The sequence below is a fragment of the Nostoc linckia z4 genome (assembly GCF_002608075.1).
Classification (GTDB): domain Bacteria; phylum Cyanobacteriota; class Cyanobacteriia; order Cyanobacteriales; family Nostocaceae; genus Nostoc; species Nostoc linckia.
Map to the genome: position 1 here is coordinate 1 of NZ_LAHA01000045.1, position 23,047 is coordinate 23,047.

General features: G+C 38.7%; 16 protein-coding genes and 1 pseudogene. 8 read left to right on the forward strand and 9 right to left on the reverse strand.

Features of this window, described 5'->3' with window-relative positions:
- Positions 1 to 264: 264 nt before the first annotated feature.
- A complete protein-coding gene (locus VF06_RS41320; protein WP_180267380.1) occupies positions 265 to 429 on the reverse strand; it encodes a TniQ family protein in 165 nt (54 codons plus the stop codon).
- A 65-nt stretch (positions 430 to 494) separates the two neighbouring features.
- Positions 495 to 2,138 (reverse strand): TnsD family Tn7-like transposition protein, encoded by a 1,644-nt coding sequence (locus VF06_RS27275; protein ID WP_099069035.1) that lies wholly within the window; start codon positions 2,136 to 2,138, stop codon positions 495 to 497.
- A 92-nt stretch (positions 2,139 to 2,230) separates the two neighbouring features.
- Between VF06_RS27275 and VF06_RS27280 the strand changes: the two are divergent.
- Positions 2,231 to 3,544 (forward strand): annotated as a pseudogene (locus VF06_RS27280) (IS701 family transposase).
- Here the strand turns inward: VF06_RS27280 and VF06_RS27285 are convergent.
- The 6 genes from VF06_RS27285 to ruvC all read right to left on the reverse strand — a co-directional run bounded on the left by VF06_RS27285 (position 3,488) and on the right by ruvC (position 9,748).
- On the reverse strand, positions 3,488 to 3,838 hold the full coding sequence (locus VF06_RS27285; protein ID WP_180267379.1) for a TniQ family protein: 351 nt from the start codon (positions 3,836 to 3,838) through the stop codon (positions 3,488 to 3,490). The pseudogene VF06_RS27280 and the gene VF06_RS27285 sit on opposite strands and share 57 nt — an antisense overlap.
- Before the next feature lie 15 nt (positions 3,839 to 3,853).
- Positions 3,854 to 5,461 (reverse strand): ATP-binding protein, encoded by a 1,608-nt coding sequence (locus tag VF06_RS27290; protein WP_099069037.1) that lies wholly within the window; start codon positions 5,459 to 5,461, stop codon positions 3,854 to 3,856.
- Positions 5,451 to 6,221 (reverse strand): Mu transposase C-terminal domain-containing protein, encoded by a 771-nt coding sequence (locus tag VF06_RS27295; protein ID WP_099069038.1) that lies wholly within the window; start codon positions 6,219 to 6,221, stop codon positions 5,451 to 5,453. Before VF06_RS27295 ends, VF06_RS27290 begins: the two co-directional genes overlap by 11 nt.
- 82 nt (positions 6,222 to 6,303) lie before the next feature.
- Positions 6,304 to 7,863 (reverse strand): TnsB C-terminal domain-containing protein, encoded by a 1,560-nt coding sequence (locus tag VF06_RS27300; RefSeq protein WP_099069039.1) that lies wholly within the window; start codon positions 7,861 to 7,863, stop codon positions 6,304 to 6,306.
- Positions 7,864 to 7,916: 53 nt separating this feature from the next.
- Positions 7,917 to 8,630 carry a TnsA endonuclease N-terminal domain-containing protein gene (locus tag VF06_RS27305; RefSeq protein ID WP_099069040.1) on the reverse strand — a complete coding sequence of 238 codons (714 nt, stop codon included), beginning with the start codon at positions 8,628 to 8,630 and terminating at the stop codon, positions 7,917 to 7,919.
- Positions 8,631 to 9,256: 626 nt separating this feature from the next.
- Entirely contained in the window at positions 9,257 to 9,748 is a 492-nt protein-coding gene (gene ruvC / locus VF06_RS27310) for a crossover junction endodeoxyribonuclease RuvC (RefSeq protein WP_099069041.1), read from the reverse strand.
- Between the two features lie 178 nt (positions 9,749 to 9,926).
- Between ruvC and VF06_RS27315 the strand changes: the two genes are divergently transcribed.
- Both VF06_RS27315 and tsaE read left to right on the forward strand, forming a co-directional pair.
- A complete protein-coding gene (locus tag VF06_RS27315) occupies positions 9,927 to 11,297 on the forward strand; it encodes a gluconeogenesis factor YvcK family protein (RefSeq protein ID WP_099069042.1) in 1,371 nt (456 codons plus the stop codon).
- 309 nt (positions 11,298 to 11,606) lie between these two features.
- The gene (gene tsaE, locus VF06_RS27320; protein ID WP_099069043.1) at positions 11,607 to 12,122 is read left to right on the forward strand and encodes a tRNA (adenosine(37)-N6)-threonylcarbamoyltransferase complex ATPase subunit type 1 TsaE; all 516 of its coding nucleotides are present in this window, start codon (positions 11,607 to 11,609) and stop codon (positions 12,120 to 12,122) included.
- 992 nt (positions 12,123 to 13,114) lie between these two features.
- On the opposite strand, the gene VF06_RS27325 is transcribed toward tsaE, so the two are convergent.
- Positions 13,115 to 14,434, reverse strand: coding sequence for a dihydroorotase (locus VF06_RS27325; protein WP_099069044.1), 1,320 nt, complete (start codon positions 14,432 to 14,434; stop codon positions 13,115 to 13,117).
- A 320-nt stretch (positions 14,435 to 14,754) separates the two neighbouring features.
- On the opposite strand from VF06_RS27325, the gene lepB (VF06_RS27330) reads away from it, so the two are divergent.
- The 5 genes from lepB (VF06_RS27330) (at position 14,755) to VF06_RS27350 (ending at position 22,856) form a co-directional block, all read left to right on the forward strand.
- The gene (gene lepB, locus VF06_RS27330; RefSeq protein ID WP_099069045.1) at positions 14,755 to 15,408 is read left to right on the forward strand and encodes a signal peptidase I; all 654 of its coding nucleotides are present in this window, start codon (positions 14,755 to 14,757) and stop codon (positions 15,406 to 15,408) included.
- A 178-nt stretch (positions 15,409 to 15,586) separates the two neighbouring features.
- Positions 15,587 to 16,180, forward strand: a complete 594-nt coding sequence (lepB, locus tag VF06_RS27335; protein ID WP_099069046.1) for a signal peptidase I — start codon at positions 15,587 to 15,589, stop codon at positions 16,178 to 16,180.
- A gap of 11 nt (positions 16,181 to 16,191) precedes the next feature.
- Positions 16,192 to 16,986 (forward strand): MOSC domain-containing protein, encoded by a 795-nt coding sequence (locus tag VF06_RS27340; RefSeq protein ID WP_099069076.1) that lies wholly within the window; start codon positions 16,192 to 16,194, stop codon positions 16,984 to 16,986.
- A 501-nt stretch (positions 16,987 to 17,487) separates the two neighbouring features.
- A complete protein-coding gene (locus VF06_RS27345) occupies positions 17,488 to 21,024 on the forward strand; it encodes an ATP-binding protein (protein WP_099069047.1) in 3,537 nt (1,178 codons plus the stop codon).
- The gene (locus VF06_RS27350; protein WP_099069048.1) at positions 21,021 to 22,856 is read left to right on the forward strand and encodes a two-component system response regulator; all 1,836 of its coding nucleotides are present in this window, start codon (positions 21,021 to 21,023) and stop codon (positions 22,854 to 22,856) included. The genes VF06_RS27345 and VF06_RS27350 overlap by 4 nt, the downstream gene beginning before the upstream one ends.
- Positions 22,857 to 23,047: the final 191 nt, after the last annotated feature.

Consider the following 23,047-nt stretch of genomic DNA (forward strand, 5'->3'; position numbering starts at 1 on the left):
GTGATTCTATCTTTAATTCGTTTATCAAACCCCAAACTTCCTGATAAATTTTATACTTTAATTCTGTATTCAATTTATTGTTTGCCATAATTGATACTGAGTATTAAAGACTTATCGTAGATATATTTGGAAATAATCGTCAAATAACTTACTAGCAATCTTTTTGAGATATCTCATCAAGATGATTTATCGTATGATTACGTATATTAACTGTAAACAAAATTACTTCATGCGCAAATGTCAGTTTTAGCGAACGCTTGGTTTTTACCCGACCTCACAAAATCGCGTTGCTCCCGCGATGGCATTTTTAGTTTGAAATAAATCTTCAACTGTTGAACGCAGGCTGGGGTACTGCACTCGTTCCTGAAAGCGAGCGCAAATGCTGTAGACCAATTCTCCTGGATAGGGGTCGGGAAATGCACAAAGCATCGTGCTTCCTCCTACTCGCTTTGAACTTAGGGAGATCATGCTTTCAGGTAAATAATGTCATGCCACTAAGTTTTAAAACACTCTAATGTCTTCAAAGCTTCCTCAATTGCGGCTGTTACTCTTGGCAAAGCCACAGTTGCAGGCTTCAAAGAAGCACGTAGCAACAACAGCCATCGTGGAGGACATACATTTTCCTGTTGAAAGCGTTGAGTTACCCACCCTAGACGACGTATAGCATATTCTTCATGGGTTTCTACTACTTCATCCAAAACCTTTAGTGTCAACGGTAACTTGTCTTTACTAACACTCACAAGCTTTCTGATGCCGATTTTTTTGGTAATCGCTGTTTTTGTGAGCCATATCGGTCTCAATGGAGCATTCTTTAAATCAACAGCTGATTTTCTAACTGCACTGGCTAACTGTTTGTCACGGCTTTGCCAATCAACTTGCAGCCTTCCCTTTTGGTTAAAAACACGAAGTGAATCTGGTAGATGCGTGTTAAACCACTCATAGTCATTCTCTCTCAACCAGCGATATGAAACAGGAAATTTATCTTGTAACATCGTCCGGCTAGCTTCGGGATAAAGATGTCGTGCTTCTAACCACTTTTGACGATGGATATCTAAAGTTGTCGGCTTGCTTATGTTTTTATCCTTATTGTCAGCATTTAGTTGGATTAATTCCGAGGGCAGGATTAGATTCAATTCCGACCGAGGAAATGGTAAACCATGAGCTATGGCTTGAAATTTTACAGTTCGATAACTCACCCCTAACTTACGTGCAATTTCAGGGACACTAACCGTTGAATCTAGCCATAGTTCTTGGAGACGCTCTAACCAAATATGTCCATAACAGATGAGGCGACCAATTTTATATCTATCTGACTCACTTTCATCTGGGCCCTTTCGAGCGTAGACAAAACCACATGGGCAAACAAAAGTACCTGTAGGTTTTCTCCCATTGTAGTATTTTATACGGCATTCTGGAATTGTCGGTTGTTGAAAGTGGTCGCTAGCAGGATTTAAACATGGCCAGGGACTTTTTCCAAACAGATGAAACTCAGTTGGCAATTGAAAAAAATCATCAGCCGTATAGCCTAAAAAATGTATAAGTAATAAATGATGCAAAGGATTTTCTGCCTGACTCAAAGGTGAACGAATAATGCAAAAAAGCCAGTTTTGATAGCTAGTTGAATCTAAAGAACAGTCAAGTGACTGTAATATTTGAGTCGGATAAAAATCCCCAAAAGCTGACATCAGAGCTTTGGCATAAAGATGTCCTCTATAAGTTGCTAATCCTTGCTTTGCTAATAAGTAAAGGTAACGATTTCGTAATTCGCTACCAGAAGGAGTTAAGTTTCGTTGCTCTAGTAAAGTCGCCACATCATGAGCAATTTTTACCAGTATTTCATGGGAAGGTTCTGTAAACGAAAGTGGACGTGGCTTTGTCGTTCTGATAACGCGGTTAGCACTAATAAATTCCCAAAACCGACGCTCTGTGCGTACTGATGCAGTACTCTGTTCCAGAAAAACATGATGAACAGGACAAACTTTTACCCCAGGTACTTGATGTAAACGATGCCAGTAAGGCACACCAAACTTCTTCCTATCACTTTCTGCACACAGAGGGCAAAATTGCAGCCATTGAGGTATGTGCTTACTTAAAATTCCCAAATGTGCGCGGACTTGCGAACTATTACTTCCTTTCATGTCAGCTCTAACTAACGGGACTTAGGCAAAAAAAGAGGTTAAAAAACGGTAAGATACTGAGATAGCAAAGCTTTTACGTCAAACCAACCCCGATGAAAGAGACAACACCCACAGCCATGCCCCCATGCTTTGAAAAATGGTGTCAAAGGTTTGACGATGTATTTAGTCATAAAGCGCAAAAAAGGGAGTTTAGACATTATTTAGGGGGATTATTAGGAGAAAGCGAGCGGAAAAACCTGTTCCAAATCGCAGAGAACGCCGTAGGAGTGAATTATCATCGATTACACCACTCTCTTGGAAAGTTCTGATCGGAGGAAGCCTCCGCTCAGACTTTCCGCTTTTTAACAGATGCACCTTGGTCTAGTTCACAAGTGAATGAACGACGCTTACAGGTAATGAACAAATGTAGTCAGACCAGAATCAGTAGAGGATTCAGCTTGATAATAGATGATTCAGGTCATAGAAAAAGTGGTAATTTTACCCAGGGGGTGGGAAGACAATATATCGGAGAAATTGGCAAAACAGATAACGGGTTAGTAGTAGTAACAAGTCATTTATATGATGGGAGAAAAAGCCTACCATTAGATATAGAGTTATATCAGCACGCTGATTCACTACCAGAGGGAAAACAAGACCCACTATTTGAGAAAAAAACAGAGATAGCAATCAAGTTAATAGACCAAACTTTGGAGCGAGGATATCAACCAGGAATAGTGATTGTAGATGCGGGATATGGTAACAATACATCATTCCTATTAGAACTAGAAAAGAGAAGATTAAAGTATTTAGGAGGAGTAGCCAAAAATCGAAAAGTCACAATTAGTCAGCAAGAAAATAATCAACAAACAATTAGGCTAGATGAATTGGCACAGAGTTTACCTCAAGAGGCTTTTAGCGAAATTCAAATAAACTTAGATAAACCCAGAACAGTGTGGGTAGCAACTTTTGAAGTAGAGATATCGCGTCTAGAGGGTAAGCGCAGTATAGCTATCGTCATGAATGCTGATACTTTCGCTCAAGCCACTGATATTGATTATTTTATTACTAATATTTCCTCATCAATTGTTACGCCTCAATGGATAGTTGACACTTATTCTCAACGCAATTGGGTGGAAGTTTTCTATCGAGAAGCCAAGGGATGGTTAGGGCTTAAAGAATATCAAGTTCGAGATAAAAGGAGTTTACTGCGCCATTTTATTCTGGTTTTCTGTGCCTACACTTTTATTCTGTGGCATCAGTTGACAGGAGGCTTGAGACGCAGGTGGGCTAATAAACCCTTGAACACTTTTACTGAAGCTTTGGAAGCCTTTAGAACCGCTATGTCTTACCGATTTTTTGATTGGTTGACCCTAAACCGTGACGTGTTTGCTGCTTACAAAGCTAGTTTGGGTTACATTTGGGCTTGATTTTTGTCTAAGTCCCGCTAAGCCAATTCGCTCTTGCGGACAAAATTGCGTGTAAAAAGGTAGTAGTGTATGCTTGTCAATTAGCTGGTCTTCTGTATATTGATGTCCAGGAGGTAAATTGGCGACCAAGTAGCTTAGGTTAATTGGTAGGTCAACGCTGGCAATTTTACTTCTACTACCAAACAGTTCTTGGTTTGCAGAACTACTACCTGGATACTGAACTATGTCTGTATATCTAGCACAGATACTGTAAAGTAGTTCGTCTGGATAGGGATCTGGGAAAAAGGCAATCATAGTCCGCATTTCCTCCTAAACGTCACTCAAGTGTTCAGTCGCTGCAAAAATATAGCCAGCTTCTTTAAAAGCCTGATAACCACAAATACAGCGAGCTTTCATATCTGCTAATACTTCTAATAAATGACCAAAATTTTGAGGATTTGCAGAGTCTTCTGGAGAATTTTTTCTTGCCTGATGATTAGAAAAGGTAGAAATATTTTCCTTCTGGGTAATCGATTGCTTTATGTCAAAATCGAGTACATTATTTGGAGTTAGTTTTATCTCTTGTCTCTCAATAGTTTTATCTAAATTCTCATCTGGATAATGACTTCTAGTTTCAGGTGGATCTTCAATAGTTAATTGATTATGCTCTGATTCAATAAATTTTTCGATATCAATTGGAAGTACATCTTCACAGTCTTTCAGCTTTTCAATATTTCCTGACTTCAAAGCATTTAAAATTCCCCTAGCCGTGCGTAAGCAATCTTTGGCGACTGATTTGATAATGCCCACTGTAATTTTTTCTGTACCAGTGGTGATTGCTCTTACTTGTGCCAGCATAAATAATATAACAGCGAAGTGAGTAATACCCTGGCATTCATAATAAAGAGCATCGCTCAATTCTGGCGTTAATTTACAAGGATGTTGCACATACTGATATTCCCAGAGTGCTTCTACTAATAATTCCCAATCTTCGTCATGAGGTTGCATTCTGTCCCAAATAAAATCTCCTTGTCCTGTACCACGGCGAATTTGACGAAATTCACTACCTAAAATTGACCATGCTTTATAAGTTCCTACCAATACAACTGGTATCCCAATCGTATTAATTAACTGTCCAAAAAAATCTAACATTTTTTCATAACCTCCAACATTCAATTTAGTAAGTCTTTGAATTTCGTCAATCACAAGCACTCCTAAATGAATATTTGAAGCGGCTCTCGCCATATATGGCATCATTTCATTGATTGTTCTCCGTCCATTTCCACCATATTTTTCGTAGTAATTAGTTCCTAATATGTCATCTACAGCTTGAAAAAAGTTCAGGCATAAACCCTTAATTGAACCATCAGCAGGGCACTCTAGTATCATCCAAACCAACTGTGTTAATGTCAAATTTAGACCGCAATAACAATTATGATAAATAACTTGGGGATAGAGGTTGATAATTTCTTGAACTGCGGTAGATTTCCCGATTCCACTAATACCAAGAATAGTAAACCCTGTGGCAATAGAACGCTGACATCTACTTGTTTTCTTGGCATCATCCATTGAGTCTATTTTGTTTTTTACATCTTGCCAAAATAATTTGTTAGCTGGATTACGAGCTTTATATCCTATACGTATCATCCGTGAGAAGCGCTGCTCTAAGTCAAGATGAAAGCTCATAGGAACAAATATATCCAGTACAATTTGGATAAGATGTAAGCGGAGATGATTTGGCAAATTACGCTCTTTTTCATTAAAATCTGGGTAAAACTCCAAATCATCTATTACTTCATCTTCTGTTTTAAGCAGTGGTAATGCCTCAATACATGGATTTCCACTATAAATAGAAATTCCATCATGGTAAGAAGCCTCTACTTGCTTACCTTTGAAAACTAATAGAGGTTGATTTTCTAACTTTTTATTAGGTGTCATTACTTAATCTCCTTTGACGAGATTTACGTAATTTGTCAGTAGGTCGATGGGGTGCAACATAACCTTCTTCGTTTTTTTCTGGTGGAGAAACCACTGATATAGGAATATCTTGTCCCGGTTGTGATGAAGCTTTATCTGCTGTTAAATTCCAAGCTTGTTCTTTTCGTTCGATAGTACGTTCAGTGAAACGATGTTCACGTATATCCTTAAGTCGGGAACTTTTACTGTAACCACTACTCGCTTTTTCAGTCTCTTTAGTTTCCTGTTTAAGAATCTCTTGAGCTTGAGCGTTCCGTTGGGCTCGTGTCTGAATTTTACGTGTCAGGGCTGCTTGTTTTTTCTCGTTTATGCGTCTGTAATAGTCTTCTACTTCACTCCACTCACACCCATTGAACTTCTGGTCAATATCAAGTAAAGAACAAGGTTCCATCGCTTTACCTGGATTTAAACGGATGTAGATGTTGTTAACTATTCGAGGGTCATACGCAACAGTAATTTTCCAACCACCTTTATTTTTTGCTTCAACGAACCATCTCTCACGTATAGCTAAATCACAACTGTAGTGCAGTTTTTTAAAGGAAATACAGTCGCGGGTAACAAAAGCAGTTTTTGTTGGTAGAAGATTCTGACGGACAATTTCTGGGTCTTGCCAATGAAGAAAACATTGGTAGTTATTCTTTATCCCCCAGTGCCATATATTGACTGGATAAGGCTCTAGTTCATCTTGAATCATGAATTCATCAAACGGATATTCTGCCATAGTTTTATTCCTAGAAAAGGCTTCAATCTAGCAAATATAAGATTTGCTAGCAAAGGAATTACTTTTGAAATATCATAAATAGCTAAATCAAAAGATTTTCATTGTTGTGGTCAAGAATAAAGAGAATCATTAGTTTTCTAAATGCATCTATAGTCAAGACTCCATCAATACGGTAATCTCTTTCACCACGTTCTGGAAGTTTCTTGACTGAACCTGGAAGCCAATGAATAATTTCATCGTTAAAAGCACGAAAACTCCGTTCAATGATACCTTTAAAATCAGCTCGGTAAGGAGGAGTGTTATTGATTTCTATACCTAAACAGTCTGAGAGATTATTTGCGTTATAACCTTCTAACTCACCACGGTCTGCAATAATTCCAGCAGGAAGATGATGGCAAGGCCACTCCCAATCAATAATTTCTATGCCGTAATTTCTACAAAATTCAACTTTTTCTGTTATTGTGTTTTCTAAAGCTAACATTGCGCCTAGCCAACTTGCTGGTTCTAAGGTGACAGCAAATCCAACAATCATTCGGCTAAAAACATCAATCACTAAGTAAAGAGTTGGTCTGCCAATAATCCAGTTACGGTTGATTTTACTCACTAAATACAAATCCGCAATTGTGCAGTCTATTTGAAATAATGCACCTGGGCCAAAAGCCATCTGGGTCGAATTTCCTAAAACTGCTCTGTGGCGAAGGTTATATCGAATACTCCCTTCACGCGCTATCAGTTTTTGGCTAAGATCGTAGTCTTTTTCATACCAATATTTAAACTGGTCGAAGCTTGGTAGTTCTTCTGATGGTGGTAAGTTAGGAACTAAAATGCCATCTGATAATTTGTAACCTTCATGAAAGAACTTTTCAAGGGTTTTTTGATAAGCCTTTGTTAATGGAATTTTTTGTCGAGTTTCATAAAATAGCTTTATACCTTTACGGAACTTTTCTCGGATCTCAACTGTAATGTTGATACCAAGCCTTTTACCTAGAACTTGTGAAAGAAAACTTGGTCGTCCTCGCTTAGGATACTTTCCTGTGGTCAATATTTTATATGCTTTTACAAAGTTTTTTAAATCCTCATCCGACCAGAAAGTAGGTTCAGGTAAAGACTCTAATTTTGATAAAGCATATTTACAAAGATAATTTAAGATGCTAGGACTATACGAAGAAATAGGATTCGGTTTTTCTTGGCCTTTTCCGCTATTAAATCTCGGAATTAGAGCATTTTTAGTTTGCCCTCCCTGCCAGTATCTCCGCAAATCTTTACGGATAGTTGGTTCTGAACGCCCAGTTTGTTCTTTTACTTCCTTAATTATTTGGCTTCGTTTACATGGGTCAAAAATTGACTCTCCATAAGCAATGATTAAGGAAATAGCCTCCCATGCGTTGTCTCTATATTCACGTTGAATACTAGAAAGTTCGCTATCAGGAATTAAATATTTGGCATCAGGGTCGCCATGTAATATGCTGGCTTGTTCTAACAAAAAAGCTGACTCGATTTCTTTGTATCTGTGAATCGTTGGTTGAGCCGATACGTTATTAATATCGATAGTAACTATGTAAGAGGACAGTGAATTAATATGAATAACTCTCTCAAGCTGATTATCACTGTGCCAGCAAATGATTTGGTTAACTGATAGCATAAAGTACCTCAGTTACGAAGATAAAGCCGGTTTATACTAATGCTCTTAGGGTGCTAAAATTGAGTTTTGGTAATTACAAGTTTCTTTCGGGGATGAATTGGTTGATGCAAATCAACTAATAATTCGCGTGTTTGCAACATATTTCTCACAATTGCTAAACTGCAACCTGTTTTTAACCCAAGTTCTCTGTCACAGTCAGCACAAATAGAAGTTAGTGAGTCATTTCTTTGAGTCAGATTTTGACTCAAGAGTTTTTTAGCCTGCAAGATTTCGTATTCTGATAAATCGAGCGCATCCCAATCAACGCAAATACGTATCCACTTCAGATTTTTGACAATTTCTAATGGAATATCGCGTTCAGTGACTATTCCCCAGCTAATATTTCTTCTTTGCCAATACTGACGTTCAATCTCTAATTTTTCTATGGTTCGCTTATCATCCAATTGATTTGAAGGTTTTACTGTACGAGCTTGATACTCAACACCCATACCTTTTTGAACTTCAATGTAAAAGTCTGTTGTCATCACAATCGGTTCTTTGTTTTTTGGGTCTTGCGGATGAATAATACCTATGTTTGCGGCTATTGAGAGAGTTTCTGACAATGGTAAAAGGGGGTATTGCTCTTTGATGTCTGTTACATTTTTTGCCCAGTCTAAGATATAGAAGTAGTTGCTTTCAAGCTGACTCAATAACTCATGTCTTCTTTTGGTTGTGACTCCAAGGATGCGCTTGCTTAAACCGCTTGAACTGACATCTTGAATGGTCAACCATGGTTTATAATCTGCACCACTCCCTTGACCCCGACCTTCTTGAAGTCATTTCTCTATAACTGCTTGGTTTGTTGTTCTTTTACGTTTAGCCATTGTCGCAGTCTCCGCTTCTTTTTTCGTAAGGCAAAACGGGACAAACCTTCGAGGCTGGTGCTTTTTATTGGTTTTTCACTCACCACTTCATACTTGTTGGGTGCAGCTTAAACATTTTTTTCTTAATCAAAAACCTAAAGCTTTGTTTAGTTATACTTTCCCCAGTATTAGTTCTTAATTTATAACGAATCCGATTCCAGAAAAAGCAAATGCAAACAAACTAATGAAAAATCAATATTTCTAAAACTCTCTCGTTTCTAGATTACGGCACGGCGCAATTACTGTATGGCAAATAATTTGAATATTTTGAGATTTTTTGGCTCGCTTGTGATAAATTCAAGCGTAACTCTGCCTTGAGTGTGTTAACCTCAATTTGGCTTGTTCTTTGTTCGTAATTCCGTAACTCCTTGGGAATATAATACTTTCAATCTGGTAAGGGTTTCAGGGACGTGTGACAGTCAGTAAAGAACCGCATTCTCTACCTAAGAACCCTATTACCTACTTAAGAACCCTATTACCTATGTACATCATTAAATCTGGTAAGACGCTGTTAAAGCCACCGCCAAAGCATCCGCAGCATCATCGGGCTTGGGAATTTCATCTAAATCGAGTTCCCTCGCCACCGCTTCTTGCACCTCAGATTTATCGGCATTGCCATACCCTGTTAAAGCTTGTTTAATTTGAGCAGGAGTAAATTCCACATAAGGGAGTCGGCGCTGTCCCAAGACTAACATAACTACACCCCGCGCCTGTGCAACAAAGATAGTACTTGACATACGATAGAAAAATAGTTTTTCGATCGCCACTAAATCTGGTTGAAATTCCTCGATTACAGTGTGTAAATCATCAAATAAGGTGCATAGGCGCTGTGACATTTCCACATCTGCTGATGTTTTGATTACCCCAAAATCCAGCATATTTACTGTGGTCTGTTGCATCTTGTTGGGTGTTTGTCTACAGGTAATTGCCCCAAATCCTAAAATTGCCAGTCCTGGATCTAATCCTAAAATTCGTTTTTCCATTAAATTCACTCTTACCAAGTCAAAGATATTGTTTAACTGAGAACACTGGCAATCTTGGCAACTTGCTTGTTAGTCTAATGGGATTGAAAAATATAATAGTTTCACGCCTAGTGTTTGAAACCAAGTGGTGTAGATTTTCTGTTAATTATTAGTTTGTAGCACTGCTGTGAATCTAGGTATGTCAATTGGTTTTCTCCGACAAGCCCTCAACGCCCTGCGAAAGCAGTCGCCCTCTCGTACTTCCTATCGCGTTAACCAGTGGTTTAAATGGTTATCCCCTGGATTATCGATTAAACGTTGGTTGTTAATCAGTGTTGGAGGTGTACTACTAGCAATTTTGGGGTTAGCTATTTGGATTAAGCTGACCCCAATTTTTTGGATGTTCGAGTTGGTTCGGGGTTTCCTGGGAGTAATCACCGAGATCTTACCTAACTATGTCAGCGGCCCTTTGGTGCTGCTTGGCGGCTTACTGTTACTCCTTTGGGGACAAACTCGCACCGTAGGCTCAATTACTAAGGTGTTAAGAACCGATGATGATGAAGAACTGATTGATGTTTTGCTGGCTCATCGTCGATTGTACCGAGGGCCGAAAATAGTAGTGATTGGCGGTGGTACAGGGCTTTCTACCTTGTTGAGGGGATTAAAAACTTACAGCGCTAATATTACTGCCATTGTAACTGTAGCTGATGATGGTGGTTCTTCTGGGCGATTGCGCCAGGAATTTGGCGTACTACCACCAGGGGATATTCGTAATTGTTTAGCAGCCCTAGCAGATGAAGAAAAGTTATTAACGGAATTATTTCAATATCGCTTTCGTGCTGGAGATGGGTTAACTGGCCATAGTTTTGGCAATTTATTTTTAACAGCGATGAGTGATATTACTGGAGATTTGGAACGTGGAGTTGCAGCCAGTTCCAAAGTGCTAGCAGTGCGGGGACAAGTACTACCAGCAACTCTCAGTGATGTTCGCCTCTGGGCAGAATTAGCCGACGGTCGCCGCATTGAAGGAGAGTCTAATATTCCCAAAGCTGGCGGGAAAATTATCAAAATTGGTTGTATTCCAGCTAATCCCCCAGCGATACCAGCAGTTATTAAGGCACTTAAAGAAGCAGATTACATTATTATTGGCCCAGGTAGCCTTTATACTAGCTTGATTCCTAATTTATTAGTACCAGAAATTGCCGATGCGATCGCCAAAGCAAAGGTTCCCCGTATCTATATCTGCAATATAATGACTCAACCAGGAGAAACTGAAGGATATACTGTTGCCGATCATATCCGAGCCATTGATGCTGCTTGTCAGCAAAGACAGCTGTTTGATGCTGTTCTAGTACAGAAAAGATCCCCCTCCGAACAATCACTCATCCGCTACGCCCAACAAAATTCCCATCCCGTTTTCCTAGACAGAGAAGCTGTAATTGAGTTAGGACGCCGAATCGTGCCAGCTCATGTTTTATATGAAGATGAAACAGGTATTGTACGCCACAACCCCCAGAAACTAGCACGCGTGTTATTGCGGTGGTACGGTAGAGCTAATCAGGGAAGATAAGTATGGGCAATGGGCATGGGGCATGGGGCATGGGGCATTGGTTATTAGCTAATGACTAATGACTAATAGACCTCTTGCTTGCATTGCTTTTTGGACTCTTGTGGTCAAAGGGAAAAGGTGAGCCAGCGCGGTCTTGGGGGTTTCCCCCATGAGCGACTGGCGAACCCCGAAGGGGTTAAAGGGTAAAGGGAAAATACCAAACCTTTCCCCCTTTCCCCTGCCCCTTATCCCCAGAGGGGGCCCCCCTTCCCCTTTTCCCGACTTATGCAAGAAGTCTAATGACTAATGACTAATGACTAATGACTAATTATGAAAATTTGTCTTGCAGATACAGAGGCAACACTACGTTTAGGTATGATTCTCGGTGAATTTCTACCTGCTGGCAGTGTAATTTTACTGGAGGGTGATTTGGGTGCAGGTAAAACTACCCTGGTTCAAGGCATTGGTAAGGGTTTGGGAATTACTGAACCCATTGTCAGTCCCACTTTTACTTTGATTAATGAGTATACTGAAGGACGCCTGCCCCTTTACCACCTGGATTTATATCGCTTGGAACCACAGGAAGTTCTAAGCCTGAATTTAGAAAGTTACTGGGAAGGTATTGAGGTGACGCCAGGAATTGTGGCTATTGAATGGGCAGAACGAATGCCCTACAAGCCAGATAGTTATGTGAGTATAAATTTGATATATGGAGACGATGGCGATGTCAAAGACGGGCTACGCCTACGTCAGGCAGAAATCACACCTTTCGATTGTGCCATTGATAAAATTATTGCTGTCATTTACAGCAGAATTCTCCAAACCGAAAGTCACAATTCACTATGAATAGGAGTTGTACACTCCTTTTATCTCAACACAGTTCAATTAAGCTTTTTTCTCCCCTGCTTTCTGCTAATAGCCCCCCTGCCTTCATAGATAAATTCGTTAACTGAACCGTATTGCCTTTTACCTACCACTACCACGTTCACCACTGTAAATCACTAACATTGTTATCTCAACCAAAAATAAACGAGAGAATTTTTGAACAGCAGATATACGATTTGATGTTGAATGTTAACTGTTAACCGTTAACAGCCTGTATTCAAGATTTTACTTTCTTGCTTATGACTGTTATATCTACTAGTTTTATTTTGGAAAAATCTGTTAAAAACCTAATTTTGACGAATTACTAGTCAAGCAAATGTAAACTGTTGTTGGGTTAAACGAGAGGTCGTACAACACTTAATCGGCTGGGTTAAATCTGATTAGTTCTCTGCTGTAATTTTGAGAACTAATCTAAATTATTGAGCAATTAAAGTTAGTAGAAAAAAGTTAAACGACAAGCAAGTTATGTATTAAATCGTTTAACTTGTTCTGATACTTATTATTCCCAACTTATCTAAATAATCTATACAGAAATATTTTATTTTTTAGATTAGTTATTTGTAATTTCAATTATCAATATTTTTTGTTATCTACATCTGTAAATAATACTAGATATAAAAATAAATAAGTAATTATTATCGTATTTCTACAGAAAATATAACTGTTGTAGCAGCGTTAAGCTCTGAAATCAAGAGTATTTCAAACCCATAGCTTATTAGCTGTTATCTATTGAGTGTTATGGCGTAAAAATACGATAAATTTTAGAATAACTTGACTAACATAAATATACTTAGGGACTTCCAAGTAAAAAAATATTCCATAGAAGACTGTTGACCGTTGACCGTTGACACTCAGCAGTCAACAGTAAACAGTCAACGACCTAAATCGGAATGATTTATTTTTTGGAGTTCCCTTAGATATATGCACTAATGATATTTATGTATAAATGTTTGCTAGACAAAATTTAAAGCTTGACCCCGCACCTGAGTGTTTACCTGGCCTTTGTCATAAACAATTTCACCACCGACAATGGTGGTTACAGCCCAGCCGGTGAGGTTCCAGCCTTCAAAAGGACTCCAACCGCACTTAGTTAATAATTCCTCGCGCCGGACTGGACGATATGTGTTCAAATCTACAAGCACCAAATCAGCATCATAACCTGGTGCGATCGCTCCTTTATTGGGAATACCATAGGCCACAGCCACAGCTTTAGACATCCAATTCACAACTTGAGGAACAGTACACTTTCCTTCCATTGCCGCAGTTAACATTAAAGCCAGAGAAGTTTCCACCCCAGGCATTCCCGATGGTGTATTGGGATATTCTTGGGCTTTTTCTTCTAAGGTGTGGGGTGCATGATCTGTGGCGATAAAATCAATTACGCCATCCTTTAAAGCTTGCCAGAGGACTTGATTATCGTGGGGCGATCGCAAAGGGGGATTCATCTGTGCTAAAGTGCCAATCTGTGCATAAGCGTTGGTGTTTAGTAACAAATGCTGTGGTGTCACCTCTGCTGTTACCCAACTCGGTTTATCCTGACGCAGCAACTCTGCTTCATCGGCCGTTGATAGATGCAGAATATGTAAACGACGTTGATATTTTTTAGAAAGTTTTAATGCTAGTTGAGTTGCCAACAAAGCTGCTTGATTATCTTGAATTTGGGAATGAACGGCGACATCGTGAATGTTAGCAAATTCTTGGCGTCGTTGATTGATTCTAGCTTGGTCTTCGGCATGAACAGCAATCAAGCGAGATCCTTTAGCAAATATCGCTTCCAATGCCGTTTCCCCGTCAACCAGCAATTGACCATGCATCGACCCCATAAAAATTTTGATGCCTGGTGTTGGCTTAGCTAGAAGCAAATCTGGTAGATTCTCTGCTGTTGCCCCAACAAAAAAGCCATAATTAACCAAGCATTTTTGTGAGGCACGTTCTAGCTTGTCATCTAAAGCTTGCTGTGTTGTTGTCAGGGGGCGAGTGTTGGGCATTTCCAAAAAAGAAGTCACTCCCCCTTTGGCACAGGCACAACTGGCAGTGAACAAATCTTCTTTGTGTTCTAGTCCTGGTTCGCGGAAATGTACCTGCGGATCGATGACTCCTGGCAACAAAGTTAACCCTTGTGCGTCAATTTCTGTGGCTAGTTCGGTTTGGGAGATTTCTGGCGCTACTTCGACTATTTGGCGATCGCGCGTCAGCACATCCCCAATCATTGTTTCACCATTGGGTAGGATAATACGAGCGTGGCGAATCAGTAAACTTTTTGAAGATAACATGGGGGTTAGGAATTCCAATTGAAAATTTAAAATCAGGAAATGTAATCTTGGCAAGTATTCAAGCTACTTCTGTAACCCAATCTTGCCGCCACAGCAGTGGTTGTATATGACAGACAACTATGCTTTTAGGTTAAACTTAGTCGCGCTCTGAGTAACTAATTTTTGCGGAGCGTTAAAAAAAAGTTTATTTTTAATTTATGAACAACCTCGTGAAAATCCGAATTTAACTGGGAAATTAAAATTTTTCCGTTAACATTAACAGATAAAATCCATTTAGTTTAGTTAATTACCTACCTCCTCTCTCTTAGTTCAGTAATTTCATGCAAAATAAAGTGTCTGATAACAACTCTAGTCAACAACCCGATAATTCCTGGATCGCAGAGCTTGGTAGAACAATTGTTTTAAGCATTGTTCTCGCTCTGGGAATTCGTACCTTTGTTGCTGAAGCACGCTGGATTCCTTCTGGATCGATGGAACCAACTCTGCATGGTACACCAAACCAGTGGGAGGCAGACAAAATTATTGTCGATAAATTGAAATATAAATTTGCTAACCCCCAGCGCGGAGATATTATAGTATTTTCTCCTACGGAAGAGCTACAAAAAGAACAATACCAGGATGCTTTCATCAAACGTGTAATCGGCTTACCTGGAGAAAAAGTACAACTCAAAGATGGTAAAGTCTATATCAATAACAAACCCCTACCAGAACAAAATTATCTTAGTTCCGGGCAGAGTACAGTTATTGATGTTTGTAAAGACGCTCCCCAACCGCGCTTTTTGGCAAAACCACAAACCATACCAACAGACTCATATTTAGTACTAGGTGACAATCGTAACAGTAGTTACGATAGCCGTTGTTGGGGTGTTGTCCCCCGTCAAAATATTATTGGTCGGGCTGTATTCCGCTTCTGGCCTCTTAATCACATTGGTGGAATTGATAAAACACCGCTATATCCACAAACAACTCCATAAATACATTATTGGTCGTTAGTCATCGATTTCAAAAAATAGCAAAGGAGAAATTACAACTAACAAACCACAAGAAAACCTGATACCTATTTAAAAAAGAATGCCACAGATACACACTCCGAAACCCTTGTTCTGTCGGCTTTCTTAATGTCTGGATGCGTGAATTTTAAATTGGTGTGATATGCCTAGTATCAACCGTAAGCTAATTATAGAAGGTAGTGTAATACTAGTCTTCTGGATTTTTGCTGCCTATATCCTAATTTTTACTGAAATACGCTGGATTCCTTCTGGTGCTATGGAACCGACTCTGCATGGTACACCAAACCAGTGGGAGGCAGATAAAATCATTGTGGATAAATTGAAGTATAAATTTTCTCAACCACAACGGGGAGACATTGTGGTTTTTTCTCCTACTGAAGAATTAAAAAAAGAACAATACCAAGATGCTTTTATTAAACGCGTAATTGGTTTACCTGGAGAAAAAGTACAACTTCAAAATGGCAAAGTTTATCTCAACAATAAACCTCTTTTAGAAGACAATTATATTAGTCCAGGTCAGAATACATCAATTGATGTTTGTTCATCAGGGGCGCAACCACCCTTCTTGGCTGAACCCCAGACAATACTAACAGACTCATATTTAGTACTAGGTGACAATCGTAATAGTAGCTACGACAGCCGTTGTTGGGGTGTTGTCCCCCGCAAGAATATTATTGGTCGTGCTGTGTTTCGCTTTTGGCCTCTCAACCATGTTGGGGGAATTGTTAACAATTGAAAATTGCTATGATACCTTACCTAGCTAAAATTTTACTATATCCAGTTAAGTCTCTGGATGGTGTTGAAGTTGAGCGTGCTAAAGTTCTTGACAGTGGCGCGCTAGAACATGACCGAGAATTTGCCATTTTTGATGAACGGGGTCGATTTGTAAATGGCAAGCGTCACGGCAAAATTCATTTACTGCGGGTGTCTTATTCATCACAATTCAAATTTTTAGATAAAACTATATCGCTAAAAATTCCTGGTATTGACTCACAACAAGTTTTTCATTTGCATGAGGAACAGCAAGCATTAGAAGCAACTTTGAGTGATTTTTTTGAGTTTCCTGTAACACTCAAACAAAATTCTCTTATGGGCTTTCCTGATGATACCGACTCACCAGGCCCAACGGTAATTAGTACAGCAACTTTAACAGAAGTGGCTTCTTGGTTTCCCGGTTTAAGTGTAGATGAAATGCGCCGTAGAATCCGCGCCAACATCGAAATCGATGGTGTACCAGCATTTTGGGAAGATCGGCTATTTCGCGAACAAGGTGATTTAGTTTCGTTTAGAGTCGGAGATGTGGATTTTTTTGGAGTTAAACCTTGTCAGCGTTGTATAGTGCCAACACGTGATTCTTACTTGGGGGAAGCTTATCCAAACTTTCAAAAAATCTTTGTCAATCATCGCCAAGCAACCTTACCAAAATGGGTTACTTCATCGCGTTTTAATCATTTCTACAGATTGAGCATTAATACAGAATTACCTGCATCATCAGCCGGAAAAATTTTACAAATCGGGACAAAAGTTGAAATAATTTCATAATAAATTAATATTTTGCAAAATTATAAAATATAGAGTAAATTTTTTTTGATTTTTTTTATTTTTAGTATGTATTTACATCACAATTTAAAAATTGTTGTACTTCAGATCTGGATTTTTGTATAAACCTCAAGGTTTTAACCCCAGAAAACCAACACATCAGCAATTCAAAATTAAATATAGGGTTCGGTGCTAATGGCAACCTGAATTTCAGAATGGCATACTGTAGCTGTTCGGTTCAATTTCTGTTGGGGAAAATCTATTGATAGATTGCTAGATGAAATCGAGCAAATTCAGGTATAACCATCAAGTCTGAAAATTGAGATATTGGAGGAACTCAGTCAGTCAAACAAGTATATTAAATAAAATTTAGTGTTTTTTTATACTTTAAAGCCTAAAATATGTCATAAGCTGAACTATGGTATACCGTAGTTATTCTGTTATTAAATGTAGCTTATATGGCAAAAATGACCCTAGTAACCTCTGGGGAAGAATTAAAAAACAATGTTATCTAAACTTCAACCCGTCAAATCTCTCAATTGCTTAGTGAGCAAAGTCTATGCCAAGATGCCCCTGAGGTATATTCTGATTGTCCCGTTTATATTGCAAATTTGTGCAGCAGTGGGACTAGTGGGGTATCTTTCCTATGAAAACGGACAAAAAGCGGTAAAAGAACTTGCTGCTCAATTGGAAAACGAAATTTGCGATCGCATTGAACAGCATCTTGATAGCTATTTAACAACTCCAAAACAAATCAATCAAATTAATTTAAATGCAATTGAACTAAATTTAGTCAAACTTTCTGACTTTCAATCCACTGGAAAATACTTTTGGAAGCAAATGCAGGTTTTTAACATTGGCTACAACAACTTTGCCAATTCCAAAGGTGAATTTATTGGTATTGAGCGTTTAGATAATGGCAGCTTATTAATTAATGAAGTTACCCAAAAACAAGGTATAGGTAAACTTTATGTTTACACTACAGATAACCAAGGAAATCGCCAGCATTTGCAGGAAATCAAAAATTACGATCCTCGCGAAGAAGCGTGGTATGCAGATGCAGTCAAAGCTGGCAAACCAATTTGGAGTCAAATTTATCAATGGGAAGATAAACCAGAAATTTTGTCTATATCTTCCAGCTATCCTGTTTACGATAGAAATCGTCAACTGATAGGAGTAATTGGTATTGATTTGCTCTTGTCGCAAATCAGCAATTTTTTATCCCAATTAAAGACCAGACAATCGGGTAAAACATTTATATTAGAGCGTTCGGGATTAATCGTGGCTGCTTCTAGTCAACCACCATATAGTATAGTCAATGGTAAACCAAAGCGAGTATTGGGATTAGATAGCCAAGATTCTGTAATTGGAATCACAACACAATATTTAATCAAAAAATTTGGAAATTTGAACTTAATTGCTGGTAAAAAACAGCTAAATTTTACTGCCGATGGTATAGATTATTTTGTGCAAGTAAAAAATTGGCAAGACGATTTTGGTTTGGATTGGCTAATTGTAGCTGTAATTCCTGAAGGGGAATTTATGGAGCAAATAAACGCCAATACTCGTACCACGATTGTGCTATCTATAATTGCTTTTTTAGTAGCTATAGAAGTTGGCATTTTTACTGCTCGCTGGATAATTAAGCCGATTCTGGAATTAAACATATCAGCTAAGAAAATTGCAAAAGGGGAATGGCAGCAAACACCAAAAATTAATCGTTCTGATGAGTTAGGGGAACTGGCTAAATCATTTGAAACTATGGCCAAGCAGCTGGAAGCGTCCTTTAGTATTTTAGAAGCCAAGAACGCTGAAATGCAAATTTTAAATGAAGCGCTATCTGAAAGTCAAAGTCAGTTGACTCAATTTTTAGAAGCGATGCCAGTAGGTGTCTTTATTATAGATGCTCAAGGTAACCCTTATTATACAAACGAAATTGCTCAAGAAATTTTAGGTCAAGGGATAGTAACAGAAGTTATCCCCGAAAAATTATCAGAGGTATATCAAGCTTATCTTGCTGGTAAAAATCAACTTTATCCTAGCGATCGCTTACCGATTATTAGAGCATTACAAGGCGAAAGCACCAGGATTGATGATATGGAGATTCGTTATGATGAAAAGATTATTCCCATTGAAGTTTTAGGCAAACCAATTTATGATGAATCAGGGAATTTGGCTTTTGCGATCGCTACATTTTTTGAGATTGCTGAACGCAAACAAGCAGAAAAATTATTAGCAGAATACAATCTTATCCTAGAGGCTCAAGTCAAAAAACGTACTGATGAATTTCAGCAAGTTATTGAGCAATTGCAAATCACCCAAGAAGAACTGATTGAATCACAAAAAATCGCGGCACAGGAGAAACAAGCAGCCGTCCGCGAAGCCGCACGCAGCGCCGCCGCCAACCTCGCCAAAAGCGAATTTCTTGCTAACATGAGCCACGAACTGCGTACTCCACTCAACGCTATTCTTGGTTTTACCCAAGTCATGAGTTTAGATTATTCATTATCTAGCGAACATCAAGAAAATTTAGCAATTATCAATCGTGCTGGCGAACATCTATTAAATTTAATTAACGACATTCTTGAAATGTCCAAAATTGAAGCTGGTAGAATCAGATTAAATCTCAGCAGCTTTGATTTAATTTATTTGTTGAAGAACTTAGAAGAAATACTGCACTTACGTGCTGCATCAAAAAACTTAGAATTAGTATTTGAATATGCACCAAACCTGCCTAAATACGTAGAAACAGACGAAAATAAACTGTATCAAGTCTTGCTCAATTTGTTAGGAAACGCCATCAAATTTACTGAAATGGGCAAAGTGACACTGCGGGTAAAATTGGGCACTGGGGTCTGGGGACAAGGAGACAAAGAAGATAACCAATACCAAATGGCCGTGGTTGCTCCGCACTGCCTCACCAATGCCCAATCCTTAATTTTCGAGGTGGAAGACACTGGTTGCGGTATTGCCCCAGAAGAAATTGATTTGCTGTTTGAGGCTTTTGAGCAAACCGAAATCGGGAGAAAATCTCAACAAGGTACAGGATTAGGCTTGGCAATTAGCCGCAAATACGTAGAATTGATGGGTGGAGATATTACTGTCAGCAGCACTCCTGGTGTTGGTAGTATATTTACTTTTGAGGTTCAAATTGCTCTGGCTTGTCCTAGAGAAATGCCGACAAACCAAAATAAATATCCAGTTTTGGCTTTAGCTCCTGCTGAAGAAGCATACCGTATTTTAGTGGTTGACGACTCCAAAGAAAGCCGTTTGTTATTAGTTAAAATTCTTACATCTATGGGCTTTGAAGTTAAGGAAGCTACAAATGGTAGAGAAGCAATTGTTAGTTGGGAATCTTGGCAACCGCACTTGATTTTTATGGATATGCGAATGCCTGTTATGGACGGTTATGAAGCCACAAGAATTATTAAATCTCAAGAATTGGAGCATAGGGAATGGAGCAACGGACATAAAGAATTGGCTGTATCAAATGAAATGAATTTCCCCAGTCCAACACTAGTTGCTAGTCACTTGAGTGGAAATCAGTCTCATGCAACAGCAAATTCCTTAGCTCCCCGCTGCGATTTCCCTGAAACAGTCCAAGGCTGTTCCGCTAAACAGACTATTATTATTGCTTTGACTGCTAGCGCCTTTGAAGAAGAACGCCAAAAAACTCTGTCTATTGGGTGTGATGATTTTATTCGCAAGCCATTCACCCAGGAAGTATTATTAAAAAAACTGAGCGAACATTTGGGCGTAAAATATACCAGCCAAATACAAATCACAAACACATCGGTTGTGGAGCAACCCACACAAATGTTTACTAGTGTTGCTGAACTCCTAAGCCATTTGTCACAAATGCCCCCTGAGTGGCTGCAACAGATACACTATGCCGCAGCTAGCTGTAGCGATGACCTGATTTTACAGTTACTCAAGGAAATTCCATCAGATAAGAGTCAAATTTTCCAAGTTTTCAGGGATTTAGCAAATAACTATCAGTTTGAGAAAATCATGGAATTGACTAGAACAAACCTAGAATGAATTACGAGCATTTAGACCCTTATAAAAAAGATATTTTGATCGTTGACGATATGCCAGATAACCTGCGGGTTTTATCTTCAATATTGACAAGGGAAGGGTATAACGTTCGTAAAGCCTTGAACTGGCAAATGGCACTTACAGCAACTCAAACAGTATTACCCGATCTTATTCTGCTTGATATTATGATGCCAGAAGTAGATGGCTATGAAATTTGTCAAACCTTTAAAGCTTGGGAGCTAACAGCCGATATTCCAGTAATTTTTATTAGTGCTTTGGATGATGTGTTTGACAAAGTGAAAGCCTTTCGCGTAGGTGGGGTAGACTACATCACCAAGCCTTTTGAGTTTCAAGAAGTGTTAGTGCGGGTACAAAATCAACTGGCTTTAAGAGCAGCGCGATTAGAAATCTTGAAACTCAATATGGAACTGGAACATCGAGTCAAACAGCGGACTTGGGAGTTAGAAAATGCTCTGCAAAAACTCCACGAGGAAATCATTTCACGACAAAAATTACAAAGTCAAATTCTAGATATAGCACTGCATGATTCCCTGACTGGATTACCAAACCGAGTTTTGTTTATCAGACAACTCAAAAATGCTCTCAATCGTGCTAAACAAGAACCTAATTATAAATTTGCAGTCCTGTTTTTAGACTGCGATCGCTTTAAAGTAATTAATGATTCCCTTGGGCATTTAGTAGGAGATGAATTACTCATCGCCATCGCCCGCCGCTTGCAAACATGCTTGATACCCATTGATACCCTAGCACGATTAGGCGGCGATGAATTTGGTATTCTCCTGGAAAATATTACAGATATTAATATTGCCATTCAAGTTGCAGAACGCATTCTTCAACAACTATCACTGGCTTTTAAACTGTCGAGATATGAAGTATTTATGAATGCCAGCATTGGTATTAGTTGGGGAAATAAAGATTACGATCGCCCAGAATATTTGCTGCGAGATGCTGATACTGCAATGTATCGCGCCAAGGCTCAAGGAAGGGCAAAATATCACGTTTTTGACCCAGCAATGCATCAAGAAGCAATTCAACTTTTAGAATTAGAAAATGATTTGCGGAGGGCTGTTGAAAGGCAAGAATTCGTGGTTTATTATCAACCAATAGTTTCTCTAAATACAGGCAGAATTTCCGGATTTGAAGCCTTGGTACGCTGGCGACATCCGAGTCGTGGTTTAGTTTCTCCCATAGAATTTATTCCTGTGGCCGAAGAAACAGGTTTAATTAGTGCCATCAATACATGGGTATTACAATCAGCTTGCCATCAACTAAGTATCTGGCAACATCATCCAATCACACCAGAACCTTTAAGCATTAGTGTAAATTTAAGCGCAAGATTATTTTCACAGCCCAACTTGGTAGATCAAATTGACCGCATAATTTATGAAAATCAAATAAATCCAGAACACTTACAATTAGAAATTACAGAAAGTGTAATCATGGAAAATACTAATGCAATTAAAATAATTCTTGAACAATTAAGGCAACGTAAAATTAAATTAGTGATGGATGATTTTGGTACGGGATATTCTTCTTTAAGTTATCTGCATAGCTTTCCTTTAAATGCATTAAAAATTGACAAATCTTTTGTGAAACGGATGCAGGAAAACGAAGAAAATATGGGACTAGTACCAGCAATGATTGGTATTGCTAACTCAATGGGAATGAGTGCCATCGCTGAAGGCGTTGAAACACAAGAACAGTTAGCCCAACTGAGAAATTTAAACTGTGATTTTGCTCAAGGATATCTGTTCTCTAAACCGATAGAAGAACAGTTGGTTCTGAAGCTACTTGCTACAGAACCCCAATGGTAGCAACCAAATAACGCCTGACAAAAACTTCATAATTAACCCTTGGTTAGCTGACGTGGAGGTGCTATTCACTAGATTGTATAGAAATTTTCCCACCGCAAAGCTCCTCACTAGCCAATACTTTTTATCATCTGTAAAATTCTCCAAGCACTGTGGGAGTTAAACTATAAATATATTATTTATTTTGGCGAAAT

What these genes read in the sequence shown, in the direction of transcription:
- ruvC (WP_099069041.1), bottom strand. Translation starts at nt 9,748, where the DNA reads ATGGAAAAACGAATTTTAGGATTAGATCCAGGACTGGCAATTTTAGGA.
- VF06_RS27285 (WP_180267379.1), bottom strand. Translation starts at nt 3,838, where the DNA reads ATGATTGCCTTTTTCCCAGATCCCTATCCAGACGAACTACTTTACAGT.
- VF06_RS27275 (WP_099069035.1), bottom strand. Translation starts at nt 2,138, where the DNA reads ATGAAAGGAAGTAATAGTTCGCAAGTCCGCGCACATTTGGGAATTTTA.
- VF06_RS41320 (WP_180267380.1), bottom strand. Translation starts at nt 429, where the DNA reads ATGCTTTGTGCATTTCCCGACCCCTATCCAGGAGAATTGGTCTACAGC.
- VF06_RS27315 (WP_099069042.1), top strand. Translation starts at nt 9,927, where the DNA reads ATGTCAATTGGTTTTCTCCGACAAGCCCTCAACGCCCTGCGAAAGCAG.
- VF06_RS27290 (WP_099069037.1), bottom strand. Translation starts at nt 5,461, where the DNA reads ATGACACCTAATAAAAAGTTAGAAAATCAACCTCTATTAGTTTTCAAA.
- lepB (WP_099069045.1), top strand. Translation starts at nt 14,755, where the DNA reads ATGCAAAATAAAGTGTCTGATAACAACTCTAGTCAACAACCCGATAAT.
- VF06_RS27300 (WP_099069039.1), bottom strand. Translation starts at nt 7,863, where the DNA reads ATGCTATCAGTTAACCAAATCATTTGCTGGCACAGTGATAATCAGCTT.
- VF06_RS27325 (WP_099069044.1), bottom strand. Translation starts at nt 14,434, where the DNA reads ATGTTATCTTCAAAAAGTTTACTGATTCGCCACGCTCGTATTATCCTA.
- VF06_RS27345 (WP_099069047.1), top strand. Translation starts at nt 17,488, where the DNA reads ATGTTATCTAAACTTCAACCCGTCAAATCTCTCAATTGCTTAGTGAGC.
- VF06_RS27295 (WP_099069038.1), bottom strand. Translation starts at nt 6,221, where the DNA reads ATGGCAGAATATCCGTTTGATGAATTCATGATTCAAGATGAACTAGAG.
- tsaE (WP_099069043.1), top strand. Translation starts at nt 11,607, where the DNA reads ATGAAAATTTGTCTTGCAGATACAGAGGCAACACTACGTTTAGGTATG.
- VF06_RS27350 (WP_099069048.1), top strand. Translation starts at nt 21,021, where the DNA reads ATGAATTACGAGCATTTAGACCCTTATAAAAAAGATATTTTGATCGTT.
- lepB (WP_099069046.1), top strand. Translation starts at nt 15,587, where the DNA reads ATGCCTAGTATCAACCGTAAGCTAATTATAGAAGGTAGTGTAATACTA.